Genomic DNA, 18,332 nt, shown 5'->3' on the forward strand with positions numbered 1-18,332 from the left:
ATAACACATAGTTATGTGTTATTGACCATTTACGCCACGTTTTCTATCGTTATGGCGCCCACCGTAATGTTGCTTCGTGGATCTATTATTATAGCGCGACCATTTTCAGGAAAATCGGCTTGTACATCAAATGGAATTTCATTTGCCGACTTAATACATATTTTTCCGATATCATTCAGTCCAATTTCAGTTCCATAGTGTTGTTCTTGCGTATTGACGTCATATTTAAATAAAACCTCAGAAACTTTAATTTTTACCGTTTGGCTATGATGTTGCAGTAAATATTGCTGTGTGGTGTCTAATGGTTTATTATCAAACCAGCTAATATTGGCTTCGAAACTGCGCTCGCTGTGTGTTGGATGTGCAGCACTCACAATCGTGTCTCCACGAGAAATATCTACATCATTACTCAAATGTACAATCACCGACTGTCCGTCTTCGGCCTCTTCAAAAATTTGTTGATTGATCTCGATGCGCTCTATTGTACTTTGAACACCGCTTGGTAAAATGAGCACCTTTTCTCCGACGCGCAATCCAGATCCCAATACGCGACCTGCATAACCTCGGTAATCATGTAAATCATCGGTTTGCGGCCGAACGACCCATTGCACCGGAAAACGCCAGCCTTTGGATGATTTAGCTACTTGAAATTCAATAGTTTCCAGATAGTCCAGCAGTGCATTTCCTTTGTGCCAACTCATCCGTAGAGATTGGTGTACGATATTATCACCTTTTAGTGCTGATACCGGAATATAATCGACGTTTTCCAAACCCAGTTTAGCGGCTAGCAGCTCATAATCTGCCTTTATATCTTCAAAAACTTGTTCATTGTAGTCTACCATGTCCATCTTATTTACGCAGACGAGTACTTTTTTGATAGATAACAGTTTGGCCAAGAAAGAATGTCTTTTGGTCTGCTCGATTACACCTTTTCGGGCATCGACTAAGATGACGATCAAATCTGAATTAGAGGCACCTGTCACCATATTTCTGGTATATTGTATATGTCCTGGTGCATCTGCAATGATGAATTTGCGTCGAGTCGTCTGAAAATATTTATAAGCAACATCAATCGTGATGCCTTGCTCCCGTTCGGCCTTCAAACCATCTGTCAAAATGGCCAAATCTACTGTGCCATCATTATTTTTACGGTTGGCTTTCTTGATTGCCTCCAGTTGATCGTCTAGTACAGAATTGGTATCGTATAGCAAGCGGCCGATCAAGGTGCTTTTCCCATCATCTACCGAACCTGCTGTTATAAACTTTAATATATCCATGATGTACAATGCGTTTTGCTGCGTAGCAGCTTAAAAATAACCTTGTTTTTTTCGTTCTTCCATCGCCGCTTCAGACACTTTGTCGTCTATACGAGCACCGCGTTCACTTATTGTTGACGAACGTATTTCCTCAATAATATCATCCAACGCAACAGCTTCTGAATCTACAGCCGCCGTGCAAGTCATATCCCCTACTGTTCTGAAGCGCACGGATTTATAATCCACTGTATCAGTGTCGTCGATTTGCAAAAATGGCGCAGCGGCCATCCACTGTCCATTGCGCAACACGACCTCACGTTGATGACTGAAGTAGATCGATGGCAACGCTATATTTTCACGTTTTATGTAATTCCATACATCTAGTTCGGTCCAGTTAGAAATAGGAAATACGCGAACATTTTCGCCTTTATGAATCCTGCCATTCAGGATATTCCACAGTTCAGGACGCTGCCGCTTTGGATCCCACTGCCCAAATTCATCACGTACCGAAAATATACGTTCTTTAGCGCGTGCTTTTTCCTCGTCACGTCGGGCACCTCCAATACAAGCATCGAAACCGTACTGCTCAATGGTATCGAGCAAAGTGACTGTTTGCAATGCATTTCTGCTGGCGTTTTTCCCCGTTTGCTCGACTACTTTTCCCTGATCGATGCTATCTTGTACGTACCCTACAATCAACTTTTCGCCCAGTTCTGCTATAAGTTGATCACGAAAGCTGATCGTCTCTGGAAAATTGTGACCGGTATCGATATGTACTAAAGGAAAAGGAAATTTTCCTGGTCTAAACGCTTTCTTGGCCAAATGAACCAGTGTAATCGAATCTTTTCCGCCTGAGAACAATAACGCCGGGTTTTCAAACTGACCAGCAACTTCTCGCAATATATAAATGGCCTCCGCCTCTAAATGATCTAAATAATCCATCTGTTTACTTATTTACTCGTAGCATGTAAACCACATTCTTTTTTGCTCTGATCTTCCCACCACCAGCGTCCCGCTCTAAAATCTTGCCCTGGCGCTACGGCTCTCGTGCAAGGTTGGCAACCAATGCTAGGGAATCCTTTATCATGCAAAGGATTATAGGGAACAAAATTTCTTTTCAAAAACGACTCCACCTCTTCTAATGTCCAGTGAAACAAAGGATGAATCTTTATTAACTGATTTCCTTCATCCCACTCGACCTGCTGCATATCGTGTCTATTGGCCGATTGATCGCCACGAATGCCTGTTATCCAGATCTTATACCCTTTAATCGCTCGTTGTAATGGTTCTATTTTTCGGATAAAACAGCATTCCTTGCGGTTTTCAACGCTTTCATAAAAGCTGGATGGACCTTTTAACGCCACCATTTGCTCTACGGCATCAGTTTGGGGATAATACGGACGAATCGGGAAACCGTAGGTTTCTAAAGTTCTATTCCATACGTAATAGGTTTCCGGGAAAAGCCGGCCAGTATCTAATGTGAAAATATCGATCTGGCTTTGTACTTCGTAGAGCAAATGTGTGATTACCTGATCTTCGATCCCAAAAGAGGTCGAAAAGATCGACTCTTTAGCATAATGCTGCTGCAAATACACCAAGATCTCCCTTGCTCCCAGACCTTCAATATCTCTTCTTAAAGCCGCAATCATTTTATCAATAACTCCTTTGTGTGTGCGTTCAACACCGAAATCTTGTGCTGAAGATCTCCTTTTAACTCGTTTCTCATGGCTTGCATCAATGCCAAGGTTTCATCAATTTCTTCCGGTATAAGTTCTTGCAGCAATTCTTTCACGCGCTTAGCGATCGTGGGCGATTTGCCATTGGTCGATATGCCAATCTTGAGATCACCTTTTTGTACAACAGATCCTAGATAGAAATCACACAAGCTAGGTTTATCGGCTACGTTAAGTAAAATATGCTTGGCGCTCGCTAATTTTCTTACCCAATGGTTTAAATCCGCATTATCCGTTGCTAAAATAGCCACATCAATCCCATCTAAATCCGCTTCTTTAAATGACCTTTGCGACACAACAACGGTCGCTCGATCACGTACAAATGCAGAGAAATCGTCGCTGATCTCTTCTGCCACTACATGCACCTTAGCCTGCGGCGAATTATTTAAAATAGCCTGTAGTTTTTCGAGCCCGACCGGCCCCGCGCCTACTACCAAAGTCTGAATCTGGTGCATCTTTATATATATGGGAAACAAGGTGTTCATACGGCTAATAGTTTTTTTCTACCTGCTCCATGACTGCTGCAAATTCGCGATGCTTGGCGACAACTTCGCCCACCACGATGATTGCTGGCGCGCCTAATTCGGCATTGCGTACTTGATCAACGATTGTGTCTATAGTGCCTAGCACGATACGTTCTTCGTTCGTAGAACCGTTTTGTATCACAGCGATAGGTAATGTGTTTTTCCCCTCGCGCTGATAGGTCGATGCGATTTCTGCTAACTTAGCAAATCCCATAAGGATCACAACGGTAGCCGTACTTTTGACGGCAAGTTGTATATCTTCGGATAGCTGCGTATCCGACTTTGATCCCGTAATCACCCAAAAGCTTTCCGCAATATGGCGATACGTTAGCGGAATCTGTTGTAATCCTGTTAGAGAAATTGAAGAAGAAATACCAGGAACGACCGCAGTTTTAATATGGTGTGCATGGGCATAATCTAATTCTTCGCCGCCTCTGCCAAATACAAACGGATCGCCTCCTTTCAAACGCACCACATGACCATAATTCATTGCATAATCAACCAGTAGCTTGTTGATTTCATCTTGTGAAGTAGATAATCGTTCCGCACGCTTACCAACGTATACTTTGACACAATCAGGCTTTGCGTGTTCCAAGAGCTCATCATTAACCAAAGCATCATACAAGATCACATCTGCTTCGCGAATGGCTTTAATACCTTTTAAGGTGATTAATTCCGCGTCGCCAGGACCTGCTCCTACTAAGGTGATAAATGGTTTTATATCTTTCATTCGGTGTCTTTTCTTGTTTTGCTTAGTTATTAGGTGTTAGCTACACGCAGGGCTTCTCTTCGCTCCACAGCTTCCAAATAAAAAGCTGTAGCTTGTGTTAGGTAAGCTTCTGCAAATTCTTTAGAGGGCTCAAACTTATTGATTTGTAATACTCTCTCTGAGAATGATTGGGGAAAGGAAAATAATGCTTCTTGCACAAATTTTGTATCAAACTCTGCAATCACTTGTGCTTGCGTGCTGGCATTCACCCCTTTGTCCAATAGTAATGCTTTGGCTGTGCCCACAAATGAGCTGTAGCTATGATAGATCGCATCAGCATACTGGGCTTTCTCCAAAGCTTGTCGTGCCCAATCAATTTTTTCTTCTGATTCGAACAACAACGTCGCTACTAAATCAATGACCACACCGGCACACTCTCCTACACCAATGGCGGTCGAAAACGTACCTTCGTGCCCCCAATCTACAAACTCATCTTCTGTCAGCGTTGTCAAATCTGCTAAGGGTTTCAACAAGCGGTAGAAATAATCTTTGCTCTGCCGTTCGTAATAAGCATGAAATTTTTCGTCGAATTCGCGATTATTCTTAAAGTCAATCAATAATACATCTGCGACTTGCAGTACACGTTTTGTGGGTACCTTGATGACGCGCTCAGCCACTCTTCCCAGTCCGTCGCCTAAGGTACCACCACCTAGCATGACTTGTGCAGCTGGAACTACTTTCCCGTCAGCCTTTACCGAGCTTCCATGGAAGCCGATGTGCGCTAAGCCATGTTGCCCGCAGGAATTCATACAACCAGAAATTTTAATCTTTAGCTGTTTCTCGTGAACAAAATCGGCATGAAATTCATGAATATATTGCTCGATAACACGCGCCATTTCTGTGGAGTTGGAAATACCTAGATTACAAGTATCTGTACCCGGACAGGTTGTGACGTCTGAAGTACTATCATATCCGGCGCGTGCATAACCTAGCTCATGTAGTAGATTGTAAATATGTGGCAATGACTCTTCGCGTACATATTTAAATAAAAGGTTTTGATCTTGTGTAATGCGTATATCATCTGCAATATGATCTCTGATACCGTCGACCAGAATCCGTGCTTTGCTCGTGGGGATATCACCGGTAAGCACTTTGACATACACTCCAAAATAACCTGCTTGTTTTTGTGCAAATACGTTAGTCTGTTTCCAGATCTCGTAGGCCAAGGGATCCACTGGTGTCGTGCGCTCAATGGCTGCCATTGGCGCTAAGGGTTGCTCAACAGCATGTAGATCGATAGCGAATTTTTTGGACTTTATAGCTTTTTTCTCCGTCTCGATTAGGCTAAGTACCTCTTCTAACCCTAGTTTCTGGATTAAGTATTTGAAACGAGCTTTATTGCGGTTGTTGCGCTCTCCATGCCGGTCAAAGACTCGTAATGTAGCTTCCATATAAGGAATAATCTCATCGGAAGGCAAGAAGTCAAAAATTGGGTGTGCTAGTATGGGTTGCGCTCCTAGGCCTCCTCCCATCATAACCTTGAAACCACGGACCTCTAAGCCATCAATAACCTTCACTTTTGGTATAAAACCAAAGTCATGGATATATGAAAATGCTGAATCCTTTTCGCTCGATGAGAACGATATCTTAATTTTACGACCCATCTCCGCACATATAGGGTTACGTAAGAAATATAAAAATGTAGCATGTGCGTATGGAGATACATCAAACGGCTCATCTGGATCAATTCCAGCGGTTGCTGAAGCAGTCACATTACGAACAGTATTTCCGCAAGCTTCTCGCAACGTGATATCATCTTCCGCTAGCTTCGCCCATAATTCTGGCGTTTTATCCAGACTCACGTAATGGATCTGTATATCCTGTCTTGTGGTAAGATGAAGATTCTTACTTGCGTACTCATCGGATACATCTGCTATTTTTAATAGCTGCTGAAAAGTTACGCGGCCAAATGGTAATTTGATACGAACCATCTGCACGCCGGCCTGCCGTTGACCATACACACCGCGCGCAAGGCGCAACGAGCGAAATTTTTCCTCAGGTAGCGTTCCCGCATGATAATCACGGATTTTCTGCGCTAAGGCAATAATTTCTTGTTCAACGACCGGGTTCTCCAGCTCTGTTCGAAAACTCTGCATAATCTCTTGTAAATTTCAATACCTTATCTCCGTGGCTAATCATTATCATAATGTCCACAGCACAAATCTAAAAAAAATATATACAAAACCCATAATATCTACCAATTTACTATATATTTGTTGGTATAGTTATGCATGAATTAAGAAGAGTGTACATCAAACACTATGTATTTCAAGTAGTTAGTTTGGTTTTATTAGTTTTTATAGCCGGATGCGCACCAAAAACAAAAAGGGGTGTGAATGAAAAAGGCGAATTGATGGGGAATATTTCCATCTCTGGCGCATTTGCTTTGTATCCAATAGCGATATTATGGAGTGAAGATTTTAAAGCTTTGCATCCAGAGGTTCGGTTCAACATTTCTGCTGGTGGCGCTGGTAAAGGCATTACCGATGTGCTGACTAATATGGTCGATATTGGGCTGGTTTCTCGCGATTTGCACCAGCAGGAATTGGATAAGGGTGCCTTCCCTGTTTTTGTAGCTAAAGATGCTGTGATCGGTACGATTAATAACGCACACCCCAACTTTGAATTAATTGCTCAGCGCGGATTGACTCGCCAAGAGTTGATTGACGTTTTTGTCACGCAGAAGTATCAAAATTGGAATGACATAGATGCCCGGTTTGTGGCGCAACCAATCGATGTCTATACGCGATCCGATGCAGCTGGCGCTGCAGAGACATGGGCAAAATTTTTGGGTGTGAATCAGGAAGATCTGAAAGGAATCGGAATTTTTGGTGACCCTGGTATTGCGCAAGCGATTAGGGATCGACCGCTTTCGATTGGATTTAATAACATTAATTACCTCTTCGATCTGAAAACAAAACGTACAAGTGCTGGACTAGCAGTGATACCGATTGATAAAAATGAAAACGGAAAGATCGATCCGGATGAAGATTTTTATAGCACACTGCCTAAGCTAACGGAAGCCGTAGCGGCCGATAAGTATCCGAGCCCACCAGCGCGAGATTTGATGTTTGTAATTCATAACGAACAACGAGATAATGTACTCTTGAAAGCCTTTATCCAATTTGTATTGGAAAAAGAGCAACAAGGCTATTTATTAGAGAATGGCTACGTTCCGCTTAATGAGCAAGCCATTGCAAAGGAGAATCAAAAACTGTTAACAAAATGACGTACAGACTTTGGGTAGATAAACTGGTACAGTTTGGTTCCGCATTTTTATTAGCTGCGAAGATATTGGTCGTGTTGATGATTGCGCTGGGGCTAACCATTAAGGCATGGCCGCTACTACAGCATGAAAATTTGTGGGAGATTTTAAGCAGTAGCGTTTGGTCGCCGCTAAAAGGCCATTTTGGGTTTCTGCCGTTTATTCTCGGTACGATTTGGGTCACTTTAATAGCGCTCATAATATCAGTCCCGTTATGCATAATGGCTTCTATTTATCTGGTCGAATTCGCATCAGATCGTTTGCGTAAATCGGTATTACCTTTAATGAATGTACTGGCAGCCATTCCGCCAGTGTTGTATGGCGTGTGGGGCATTTTGTTTGTAGTACCTATTATCAGTCAATATATCGCACCGCTTTTTGGCATCGAAACGACGGGATTTTCCGTTTTTGCTGGAGGTATAGTATTGGCCGTGATGATTTTTCCAATACTCATCAGTATCATGGTTGAGGTCATGCAGACTGTTCCGCAAGAATTGAAAGATGCCTCTTTATCATTAGGTGCCACCCATTGGGAAACCATTGTATCTGTCAGCTTAAGGAAAGCAAAACCCGGTATCATTGCGGCAATTGTATTAGGAATTTCGCGCGCTATAGGCGAAACTATTGCAGTGCTGATGGTTTGTGGCAACGTGCCGCAGATACCCGCTTCTTGGTTTGACGCTGGTTATCCGATTCCGGCTCTGATTGCCAATAATTTTGGCGAAATGATGTCGATCCCTATGTATGATGCTGCGCTAATGTTTGCTGCACTTCTACTGTTTGTTATTATTTTTGGATTCAACCTGATCTCTCGGATTGTACTAAGCAGATTGGAGGATCATGGCTAGGCAGTTTCCTAATCAGCAGATCGAATGGCGTCTTCGTAAAGAAAAGATTGCAAAAATTCTGATGCAATTATCCGGTATCCTTATTACTGGATCTCTGTTTTTTATTGTAGGTACGATCTTATACAAAGGACTGCCGTATCTATCTTGGGAGATGATTTCACAAGCTCCACAAGGGGGCTTTTATTTAGGTAAGGGCGGTGGTATTCTCAACGCGATTCTAGGTTCTTTGTATCTGGCATTAGCATCCACCGGAATCGCTACGCTGGTTGGGATTCCCATCTCATTGTACCTCAATTTGTATGTGCCAAAAAATTCTTTTACTGCGCGTAGTGCAAAGTTATTGTTTGATGTCTTATTTGGCATTCCTTCCATCGTATATGGTGCTATAGCATTCAGTATCATGATCTGGTTGGGAATTCGCGCATCATTGCTGGGAGGAATCATCACCATAACTTTATTGACCATACCGATTGTGGTACGTACTATCGACGAGTTGTTAAAAACAGTCCCTATCGACCTGACGCAGGTAACTTTTTCTTTGGGAGCTACGCGATGGGAAGCCGCGCGTGTCGTCCTTAAATATATAAGGCCGGGCATATTTACTGCCATTTTATTGGCTTTTGGTCGCGCTATCGGCGATGTAGCTGGCGTATTACTCACGACTGGATTCAGTGACAATATGCCCAAATATATCGATGAGCCAGCCGCTACGTTGCCTCTGGCTATCTTCTTTCAATTAAGCAGTCCGATTCCCGAAGTACAAGGAAGAGCATATGCATCCGCTTTGGTTCTGACATTCATTATTTTATTCATCGTTTTATGCACACACTTACTAGCAGCGAAACAAAAGAAACACAAGCTTTGATCGACACCGCCGTGAAGCCATTGATACAGATTAAAGATCTGAATGTACATATCGAGGGAAAACAAATCTTGAAAAACGTCAGTTTGGACATCCCCAATAACTCCATTACCTCGATCATCGGTCCATCGGGATGTGGCAAAACCACTTTATTGAAAACCCTTAATCGTTTACTGGATGATAGTAAGGAAGTACAAGTGAGCGGCTCAGTACTGGTGGATGGAGATGATATTTACGGCAGAGATGCGGAGGTAACACATATTCGGAAAAAAATGGGCTTGCTGTCGCAAAAACCTTTTCCACTGCCAATGTCCATCTATGATAACATTGTATATGGCCCGCGCATTCATGGTGAGCGTGACAAAAATAAGTTGAAACAGATCGCAGAAACGCAGCTCCGTAATGTGGGCTTGTGGGATGAGGTAAAAGATCGTTTACATACGTCGGCTACTCGATTATCTATTGGTCAACAGCAGCGCTTGTGCCTAGCAAGGGGTTTGGCAGTTCAACCCGAAATTATCTTAGGCGATGAATCCACCTCGGCCTTAGATCCAATTTCAACACAGACAATTGAAAACCTGCTAATTGACTTGAAAAAAGATTATACCATTGTGCTGGTTACGCACATTTTGCGACAAGCCAGACGTGTCTCTGACTATATACTCTTCGTATATCAAGGTGAGGTGGTCGAATTCGGGAAGACCGAAGATATTTTATTAAATCCACAGCAAGAGCTCACGAAGCAATATGTAAAAGGATTCATATCCTAAGAAAAGGGGGCTTACAATATCATATTGTAAGCCCCCTTTTTCATTTTCACTCTATGCTTAGTCAGCTAAAAAGCCAAACATCAGAGCGCAACTATTTATTAGTCTGCCATGTCGTCTTGACGAAATGGCGCTTCTGCATCAAATTCTCCCTCCCATTTAGCGACTACGACTGTCGCTAAACAGTTGCCAATGACATTAACAGACGTGCGTGCCATATCCATCAGCTCATCAATACCCAAAATAGCAGCAATCACGAAAGTAGGTAAACCAAATTGATCAGCGGTGGCTATTAAGATAATCAAGGAAGCACGCGGTACTGCAGCTACGCCTTTGGAAGTAATCATTAGTGTGAAGGCAATCATTAATTGCTGCCCGAAACTGAGATCCATTCCTGCAGCCTGCGCCACGAATATCGAAGCTAAAGAAAGATAAAGTGAAGTACCATCCAGATTGAAACTATATCCGGTTGGGATAACGAATGATACAATTTTCCGTGGTACACCAAAACGTTCCATAGCACTCATAGCCTTAGGCAAAGCCGCATCAGAACTAGTTGTAGCAAACGCGATAGATACCGGTTCTTTAATAGCAGCCAAGAACTGCTTGATTGGTACTTTTAAATAGATCATTACTGGAAATAGCACCAGTAATATAAAGAATATCAGTGCAATATATAAAGTAGCTAATAGCATGAAGAGATTCTTCAAAATATCGACTCCTAAATGACCAACTGTATATGCCATCGCCGCTCCTACACCAATAGGTGCAAAGTACATGATAAGATTGGTGAACTTAAACATCGCTTCTGATAAGCTTTCTGTAAATGCCACCATCGGCTTGCGCTTTTCTTCAGGTACCATCGCAAGTCCAATACCAAATATGACGGCGAACACGACGATCTGTAAGACCTTATTCTCGTAAACTGATTTTACAATATTTTCTGGAAATGTATCTCGGAAAAATGAAGCGAACTTATAAATCCCATGTGCTGACTCATCGATGTGTTCCAAAGCGGCCAAATCGGAGGCCGAAACCGTAGAGGTCGATTGTGGTAATTCTTCGTGCGGCATATTCTCCACATCGATTCCTACACCCGCTTGTGTAATATTTATGGCAGCTAATCCAATAAAAATCGCACAGGTAGTGGCGCAAAAGAAATACAACAACGATTTCCACGCCATTCGGCCTACTTGTTTTAAGTCGGAATGACCCGCAATACCGTAAACTAACGTAGCAAATAAGATCGGACCGACGATCGTTTTGACGAGTTTGATGAATCCCTGACTTAGCGGTTGCAATGCACGAGCTACATTAGGAAAATCCACGCCAATGAAGACACCGAGTGCCATACTGGTTAGTATCCAAGTAGTCAGGTTGCGTCTAACTAGCGCATTAAGAACAAGTACAACAGCGGTAACCCAGCGTACGGCCATCATTCCAGTACTGGAAATGGAGACAATCTCGAATTCCGAAAGTAAGGTAATGATAGAAGCTAATGCAATGGTTATAAGTGTTACAAAAGCAATTTTTGATTTTTGCATGTAATGTGGTGGTTTAACCTTATTTCAGCAAAAATATAAAAATAGGCGGGTAAACCAAATGTTCGGGTTGAATTAAGATGCTTTAAAACGGCCTTTTTACATAACGCACAATTCGCTAATTTTGTCTACATCATATGGCAACAACTGATCGTTATTTTCACCACCTGTCAAACAATACGGAAACTCTACCTGACTTGTTTACCTATCCATTTAGTTACGATCCTCATCCGTTGAGTGTGCGTGCAGCAGAAGAAGTAAAAGCCTACCTGAAGCATCAAAATGATTTTGTGCACAACTTTGGACTGACAGGCGCTACGTCGGATTTGGCTATCGGAAAAATGTTTGGAGTAATGGTCGTGCAAAATCAGAAAGGACAGCTTGGATATCTTGCTGCCGTCTCTGGGAAATTGGCGAATAGTAATCAGCATGTTTTTTTCGTGCCGCCCATATATGATATGTTGGATGAAGATGGTTTTTTTCTCCAAGAAGAACAACGTATCAACGAGATAAACCGCGAAATCTATGTATTGGAGCAATCTGATGCTTGGCTACATGCCAGAGCGATGTTAGATACCGTGGAGTTGGAAAATGAACAGTGCTTGCAAGCTGCGCGTATAAAGCAGAAGCAATTGAAAAGCGAAAGAAAACATGTTCGTAGTACGTTGGATGCAAACGATGCGAAAACTGCGGAAATACTAGCCGATTTGGTTAAACAAAGCTACCGCGATCAACATGAGTACGATCTCGTGAAGCGCTCCTGTCAAGAACGCTTGCGCGTTGCGCAGGCCGAAGAGCAGCAGTGGCAAATAGCACTGCGGCAGCTTAAAGAAGAGCGTAAACAACGTTCTTCGGCACTTCAGCAGAAGATATTTGACCAATATCAGTTTCTTAATGCCAATGGGAACACGAAAAATGTAGTTGATCTATTTGAATCGTACGCTGGCAGCATACCGCCAGCCGGCGCCGGAGAATGCGCCGCACCAAAATTGTTCCAATATGCTTATCAAAATCAGTATAGGCCAATCTGTATGGCCGAGTTTTGGTGGGGTACTTCGCCCTCGGCAGAAGTACGTCGGCATGAGCAATTTTATCCTTCTTGCCGTGGCAAATGCGAGCCCATTCTCCATTTTATGATGCAGGGATTGTCGGTAGAATCTAATCCATTGGTACAAACGCCGAATACACCGTCCGGATTAGATATCATCTTCGAAGATGATCATCTGATAGTCGTGAATAAACCTGCTGAATTGCTATCTGTGCCAGGAATTCAGATAAAAGATAGCGTGTACAACCGCATATTGTCGTTGCGAGCAGAGATTACCGGACCAGTCATCATTCATCGTTTAGATATGTCTACCTCCGGTATCATCGTGTTGGCCAAGCACAAAGAAGCACATCGCATTATTCAAGATCAGTTTATTAAACATGAAGTGGTGAAGCGCTATACTGCAATATTGGATGGCCATTTAGCAAACAAGAATGGTACAATCTCTTTGCCACTTCGTGTCGATTTGGATGATCGCCCTCGGCAAATGGTTTGTTATACACACGGAAAGCCAGCACATACTAATTACACAGTCGTGAAGGTTGAAGATGGAAAAACTAGGATACATTTTTTTCCGCTCACTGGACGCACGCATCAATTGCGTGTGCATGCCGCACATAGTTTAGGGTTGAATACACCTATTGTAGGAGACGATTTGTATGGCAAAAAAGCTGATCGCTTGCATTTACATGCAGGATATATCGCTTTTCGCATCCTATATCGCTCGAACGTGTAGTCTTTGAAGTGGCTGATCCATTTTAATCAAATGAACAATCACCTTGCAACCCAGTGAATAAAAATAGCAGCCCGAAGGCTGCTACCCAACACAAACTAAGCGAAAACGCTTACAACAAAAACTGAAATATGTCTACAGCCGCGTGCGGACTGTATAAGTTATTAGCAAGAAAAGAAATAGGAAACCTATTCATCATTTTTGGTTATCCAAATATATGATTTTTACAATCGAATATCGATATTAATAACATTTCATTAACAATTATATGAATATAATATAAAAATACCACCGCAAGCGCCATTAAAGACCATTAAAAATTAAAATAGTCGCGGGCATTATAGTAACAAATGTCAGCAATAGCCTTCCTTATCAATTCAGTGTCATTCGGCAACTCACCTTGCTCTATATCTTCTCCAAAGATATCGCATAGTAATCTCCGGAAATATTCGTGCCGCGGAAACGATAAGAAACTACGCGAGTCGGTCAACATTCCTACTGATCGGCTCAATAAGCCCATATTCGACAAGGTATTTAATTGCTTGGTCATGCCGTCCTTCTGATCTAAGAACCACCAAGCGGCGCCGAACTGTACTTTTCCCACTATGGATCCGTCATTGAAATTACCTACCATCGTAGCGATAAGTTCATTATCTGCCGGATTCAGGTTGTAAATGATGGTTTTGGTTAGCTGGTTCTCTTGATCCAAACGATTTAAAAATTTAGATAGTGCTTTGGCTTGACTAAAATCACCCATCGAATCCCAGCCAGTATCAGGTCCTATTGAGCGAAGCATTCGCGTATTATTATTACGCAATGCACCTAAATGATACTGCTGTACCCATCCTTTTTCATGATCCCATTGTGCGAAATAAATCAACATTGCCGATTTGAATTGTTGATTTTCGAGTAACGAAATAGGTTTATTTTGGCGAATTTTATCGAAAATGCTAGTGATTTCACTTTCTGTGTAATCCTCAGCATAAATATGTTCTAATCCATGATCGGATACGCAGCAACCATTCGCAGCGAAATAGTCGTGACGTTCCTTTAATGCCTCCAGATAACTAGACAGGTTATTGATTGATCTATTCGTTACCGTTTCTAATAAATCCACATACGTGTTGAATATGGCACTATCATCTATCTGCATAGCTTTATCTGGCCGAAAGGCCGGAAGCATTTTGAAACTAGCAGTTTGTTGTGCAAATTGCTGGTGATATTCTAACGTGTCGGTAGGATCGTCAGTCGTACAGATAACTTCTACATGCATCCGTTCTAACAATCCATGCACAGAAAACTGAGGTGTCTTTAATAGCGCAGTTGTCTCTTCGTAAATTTTTTCGGCCGTTTTGGGAGATAGCAAATCGTTAATACCAAAATATCGTTGTAATTCAAGATGTGTCCAATGGTACAACGGATTGCGCAACGTGTAAGGTACAGTTTCAGCCCATTTTAAAAATTTCTCCTTATCTGTTGCGTCGCCAGTAATGTATTTTTCTGCTACTCCATTGGCACGCATAGCGCGCCATTTGTAATGATCGCCATTTAACCAAACCTGAGTTATATTTTCAAAGCTACTATTTGCGGCCACTTGTTGTGGCATCAAATGATTATGATAATCAATGATAGGTAGATGTTTCGCTACCTGATGATAAAGATCTTGTGCCGTATTAGTGCGTAACAGAAAGTTGTGATCTAAAAAATTCTTCATTGCGCTTTTTGTGTTGTATGCTTAATTCCAGCTTATGATTTTGCTGCGTTTTTTGGTGCATTGCTGTATCGCTATACAGCAACACACCGAACCGCTTCGTACCGTTCCTATAGGAAGAAGGTAGGGCATCCTAATTATGATCAATTGGTTATAAATATTTTGACGACCAGCGTTTTATCGCATTTAAAAGATGCTAAAAACGCTATAGTCTTTCGATCATATACATATTTATATTATGCTGCAAGATAAGGGAATACAATGCTCAGATCGAAAAAAGAGGTTACAATATTTACGCAAACGTTATCGCTGGAAGTCCTAAAAAAAGTCCTTGTTGATTGCGTACAACAAGGACTTTGCGAATTTATCTCAATTATGCCATACTATTATAGTATGGCATAATCAGTTACTTACCAGATCACAATACGATCTTCTTTTGGTACGTACATTTTATCACCAGGTTTGGTATCGAACGCTTCATGAAAAGCATCAAGATTTATGATTGGCGCAAATGCGCGATATTGTGCTGGTGAATGTGGATCGGTTTTAACTTGATTCACAACAAATTCGTCCGTCGTTTTGGTACGCCAAATGGTAGCCCAAGACAAGAAGAAACGTTGATTTTGTGTGTACCCGTCAATTAATCCAGGATTTCCTTTATCTTTCAAATACATTTGTAAAGCATCAAATGCAACCGATGAGCCTCCCAAGTCGCCAATGTTTTCACCCAAAGTAAATCGACCATTCACAAAAACACCCGGCACTGGTTCGTAAGTCTCAAATTGTGCTACCAGCGCATCGGCAGCTTTTTCGAACTTTTCGCGGTCTTGATCGGTCCACCAGTTGTTTAAGTTGCCATCTCCATCGTATTGCGAGCCCGAATCATCAAACCCATGTGATAATTCGTGACCAATCACGGCGCCGATGCCGCCAAAATTTACTGCTGCATCTGCTTTATAATCATAAAAAGGAGGTTGTAGGATTGCGGCTGGGAAAACGATCTCGTTATTCAGAGGGCTGTAATACGCATTTACCGTTTGTGGCGACATGCCCCATTCAGATTTATCCACTGGCTTACCTTGTTTGGCAAGATTTTGTTCAAAACGCCATTTTTTAACGTTGTTGATATTTTCAAACAGCGAAGTACCTACTTCCAATTTTGAATAATCTTTCCATTTGTCTGGATATCCGATTTTCACCGTAAATTTGGAAAGCTTTTCTAGCGCTTTTTCTTTTGTTGCTGGCGACATCCAAGCCAATCCGCGAATGTGCGCATCGAATGATTGGCGTAGGTATCCTACCAATTCTTCACACGTTTCTTTTGCTTCTTCCGGAAAGTAAGCGGCTACGTACAATTTACCTAATAGTTCCCCTACGTTGCCATTTACAAATTCTAAACCTCTTTTATCCAACGCACGTTGCTCTTTTTGTCCACGCAATTTCTTGCCATAAAAGTCGAAAGACAAATCTTCTAACTCTTTGGTCAAATAACCTGTAGCACCGTCCATTACATGAAAGCTTAAATATTCTTTAATGATGGGAAGGTTTTGCGCGTTTAGGATTTCATCCAGTTCCTGGTAATATTTCAGTTCGCCAATAATAACGGTATCCGCTTGAAAGCCCATCGTTTTCAAATAAGCAGCTACGTCCATATTTTTGACCATAGCGCCAAGATCCTTTACCGCCACTGGGTTGTATCGCTTGTTTGCATCTCGTTGTTCTTCTACGGTTTTCAGCTTTGAAGCAATTGATTTTTCAAAAGCTACTATGCTCGGTCCTTTCAGTTCGCGAGTTCTTTGACCAAATGCTGGAAACAGACTATTGATAAACTGTTGATAATCGGCTAAAGTTTCGGTGTTCTTAGCATCTTCTTTTTGATAGTAAGTGCGGCCTAAACCCAAACCACCACCACCAAGATACACTGTATTTATTGCCGAATTTTTCATGTGCGTACCAACATAGCCACCAAAGAATGGATTGCCGCCTACAGCGCCATATTTCACGAAATAGTCATATAAATCGTTTAGATTTTTGACAGCTTGTATATCGGCTAGTTGTTGTTTTACAGGTTCAATTCCGTGGTGGTTACGGGCTTCCATATCCACATAAGATCGGTAAAGATCTGCAATCTTTTGCCCGTCTGTGCCTTTTTCAAAATCTTTCTCTAATGCATTTTGAAGCAGCTTAAGGGTGTTGGCATCGGTCATTTCGCGAAGCTCATCAAAGCTTCCCCAACGCGCTCTGTCGGAAGGTATTTCTACAGTTTTCATCCAGTTGCCATTTACAAACTGGTAGAAATCGTCCTGCGGACGTACGGTTTTGTCCATGTGTGCTTGGTTAATTGCCGGATTCTCCTGCGCACTGGCTATCCCAGTTGCCAGCATCACTCCTGCTAAGATCAACGTTTTCTTCATCTATTAATTGTTTAAATGTTTGTGTATAGCATTTTAAGTGTGGTTTTCTATTTAACCATAAATATCATTTAGTTCCTTTGCTAATCGTAAACCAGCTTTTAGCAAACATGACTCCATCTTCGATTTATAGTTAAAAATGTATTTGTAACTAAGGTTGTTATCTTTCGCAACGTCATCGTAGATTTCATTGGCCAATTGGTGCGACTCGTACAGCCATTCTTCTAATGAAGATTGCGTGTGTTTTGCATAGTTGTTTTTATCAAAATCCAACACACGCGCATATTCGGTGTAGCTATATTTTTCGTTATCGACTAAATCGCTATCCCATACACGGTGAATATTGCTTTTTCTTCCAAAAAATGTGACGTTGATGAGATTGCCACCTAGATCTTCTTTGCGACTTACGTGCATCGGTTGGTGTGCATCGGCCAATAAGTGGATGATAAAATACAATTGCTGTTGTCTGCTAGCCAGATCTCCTTGACGCGCTTTTGCATCTTTGCGAAGTGCTGCATATGCTTTGTACAGATTGTCGTCGGGAGATGCCTTCAATTCGGTGACAAAATCGGTATAAGAAAGATTGCCCGATGTGTTCACAAAATGCCATGATCCTGTTTTCTGTAATTCTGGATTTGGATCAGATTTGATAAAGTCAGCCCAGTTTGACCAGTATGCTAATTTTTGGTTGCCTACTAGCTGGTAAATATTCTTCTTTGCTTTCTTGGAAAGATGCGTTTCCGCGATTTCTGAAATAACGCGATGCCCTGTCATCCCCCACCCAAACACGGTGCTGCTTGCAGTCAATAATAGTAGAGTAACGATAGCCTTAGAAAGGTGATTTATATTTGATTTTATCATGGG

The 18,332-nt window shown here is 41.9% G+C and carries 15 protein-coding genes; 5 read left to right on the plus strand and 10 right to left on the minus strand.

What is annotated here, in order from left to right; all coding sequences use genetic code 11:
- Positions 1 to 29: 29 nt before the first annotated feature.
- The 6 genes from A0125_RS02715 to A0125_RS02740 are packed head-to-tail and all read right to left on the minus strand — an operon-like array spanning position 30 to position 6,378.
- The gene (locus tag A0125_RS02715) at positions 30 to 1,277 is read right to left on the minus strand and encodes a sulfate adenylyltransferase subunit 1 (protein ID WP_066751752.1); all 1,248 of its coding nucleotides are present in this window, start codon (positions 1,275 to 1,277) and stop codon (positions 30 to 32) included.
- A 30-nt stretch (positions 1,278 to 1,307) separates the two neighbouring features.
- The gene (gene cysD / locus A0125_RS02720; RefSeq protein ID WP_066751756.1) at positions 1,308 to 2,198 is read right to left on the minus strand and encodes a sulfate adenylyltransferase subunit CysD; all 891 of its coding nucleotides are present in this window, start codon (positions 2,196 to 2,198) and stop codon (positions 1,308 to 1,310) included.
- Positions 2,199 to 2,206: 8 nt separating this feature from the next.
- Positions 2,207 to 2,905, minus strand: coding sequence for a phosphoadenylyl-sulfate reductase (locus A0125_RS02725; RefSeq protein WP_197464740.1), 699 nt, complete (start codon positions 2,903 to 2,905; stop codon positions 2,207 to 2,209).
- Positions 2,902 to 3,474, minus strand: a complete 573-nt coding sequence (locus A0125_RS02730) for a precorrin-2 dehydrogenase/sirohydrochlorin ferrochelatase family protein (protein ID WP_066751762.1) — start codon at positions 3,472 to 3,474, stop codon at positions 2,902 to 2,904. The genes A0125_RS02725 and A0125_RS02730 overlap by 4 nt, the downstream gene beginning before the upstream one ends.
- 4 nt (positions 3,475 to 3,478) lie before the next feature.
- Positions 3,479 to 4,243: a uroporphyrinogen-III C-methyltransferase gene (cobA, locus tag A0125_RS02735; RefSeq protein WP_066751765.1), complete on the minus strand. Its 765-nt coding sequence runs from the start codon at positions 4,241 to 4,243 to the stop codon at positions 3,479 to 3,481.
- A gap of 29 nt (positions 4,244 to 4,272) precedes the next feature.
- A complete protein-coding gene (locus A0125_RS02740; RefSeq protein ID WP_066751768.1) occupies positions 4,273 to 6,378 on the minus strand; it encodes a HEPN domain-containing protein in 2,106 nt (701 codons plus the stop codon).
- Between the two features lie 236 nt (positions 6,379 to 6,614).
- Between A0125_RS02740 and A0125_RS02745 the strand changes: the two genes are divergently transcribed.
- Genes A0125_RS02745 through A0125_RS02760 form a run of 4 tightly spaced genes read left to right on the plus strand, consistent with a single transcriptional unit; the run spans position 6,615 to position 10,027 of the window.
- Positions 6,615 to 7,511 (plus strand): PstS family phosphate ABC transporter substrate-binding protein, encoded by an 897-nt coding sequence (locus A0125_RS02745; RefSeq protein WP_231863094.1) that lies wholly within the window; start codon positions 6,615 to 6,617, stop codon positions 7,509 to 7,511.
- Positions 7,508 to 8,395: a phosphate ABC transporter permease subunit PstC gene (pstC, locus tag A0125_RS02750; protein ID WP_066751773.1), complete on the plus strand. Its 888-nt coding sequence runs from the start codon at positions 7,508 to 7,510 to the stop codon at positions 8,393 to 8,395. Before A0125_RS02745 ends, pstC begins: the two co-directional genes overlap by 4 nt.
- Entirely contained in the window at positions 8,388 to 9,260 is an 873-nt protein-coding gene (locus tag A0125_RS02755) for a PstA family ABC transporter permease (RefSeq protein WP_066751776.1), read from the plus strand. The genes pstC and A0125_RS02755 overlap by 8 nt, the downstream gene beginning before the upstream one ends.
- Positions 9,215 to 10,027, plus strand: a complete 813-nt coding sequence (locus tag A0125_RS02760; protein WP_066751779.1) for a phosphate ABC transporter ATP-binding protein — start codon at positions 9,215 to 9,217, stop codon at positions 10,025 to 10,027. Before A0125_RS02755 ends, A0125_RS02760 begins: the two co-directional genes overlap by 46 nt.
- Before the next feature lie 98 nt (positions 10,028 to 10,125).
- On the opposite strand, the gene A0125_RS02765 is transcribed toward A0125_RS02760, so the two are convergent.
- Positions 10,126 to 11,568 carry a dicarboxylate/amino acid:cation symporter gene (locus tag A0125_RS02765; RefSeq protein ID WP_066751782.1) on the minus strand — a complete coding sequence of 481 codons (1,443 nt, stop codon included), beginning with the start codon at positions 11,566 to 11,568 and terminating at the stop codon, positions 10,126 to 10,128.
- A gap of 134 nt (positions 11,569 to 11,702) precedes the next feature.
- On the opposite strand from A0125_RS02765, the gene A0125_RS02770 reads away from it, so the two are divergent.
- Positions 11,703 to 13,349, plus strand: a complete 1,647-nt coding sequence (locus A0125_RS02770; protein ID WP_231863095.1) for an RluA family pseudouridine synthase — start codon at positions 11,703 to 11,705, stop codon at positions 13,347 to 13,349.
- A gap of 310 nt (positions 13,350 to 13,659) precedes the next feature.
- Here the strand turns inward: A0125_RS02770 and uxaC are convergent, their stop codons facing one another.
- The 3 genes from uxaC to A0125_RS02785 all read right to left on the minus strand — a co-directional run bounded on the left by uxaC (position 13,660) and on the right by A0125_RS02785 (position 18,329).
- A complete protein-coding gene (gene uxaC / locus A0125_RS02775; protein WP_066751785.1) occupies positions 13,660 to 15,060 on the minus strand; it encodes a glucuronate isomerase in 1,401 nt (466 codons plus the stop codon).
- Positions 15,061 to 15,467: 407 nt separating this feature from the next.
- Positions 15,468 to 17,471: a M13 family metallopeptidase gene (locus A0125_RS02780; RefSeq protein ID WP_066751788.1), complete on the minus strand. Its 2,004-nt coding sequence runs from the start codon at positions 17,469 to 17,471 to the stop codon at positions 15,468 to 15,470.
- Positions 17,472 to 17,522: 51 nt separating this feature from the next.
- Entirely contained in the window at positions 17,523 to 18,329 is an 807-nt protein-coding gene (locus A0125_RS02785; protein ID WP_082784859.1) for a S1/P1 nuclease, read from the minus strand.
- Positions 18,330 to 18,332 lie beyond the last annotated feature (3 nt).

The organism is Sphingobacterium populi, from assembly GCF_001586775.1.
GTDB classification, from domain to species: domain Bacteria; phylum Bacteroidota; class Bacteroidia; order Sphingobacteriales; family Sphingobacteriaceae; genus Sphingobacterium; species Sphingobacterium populi.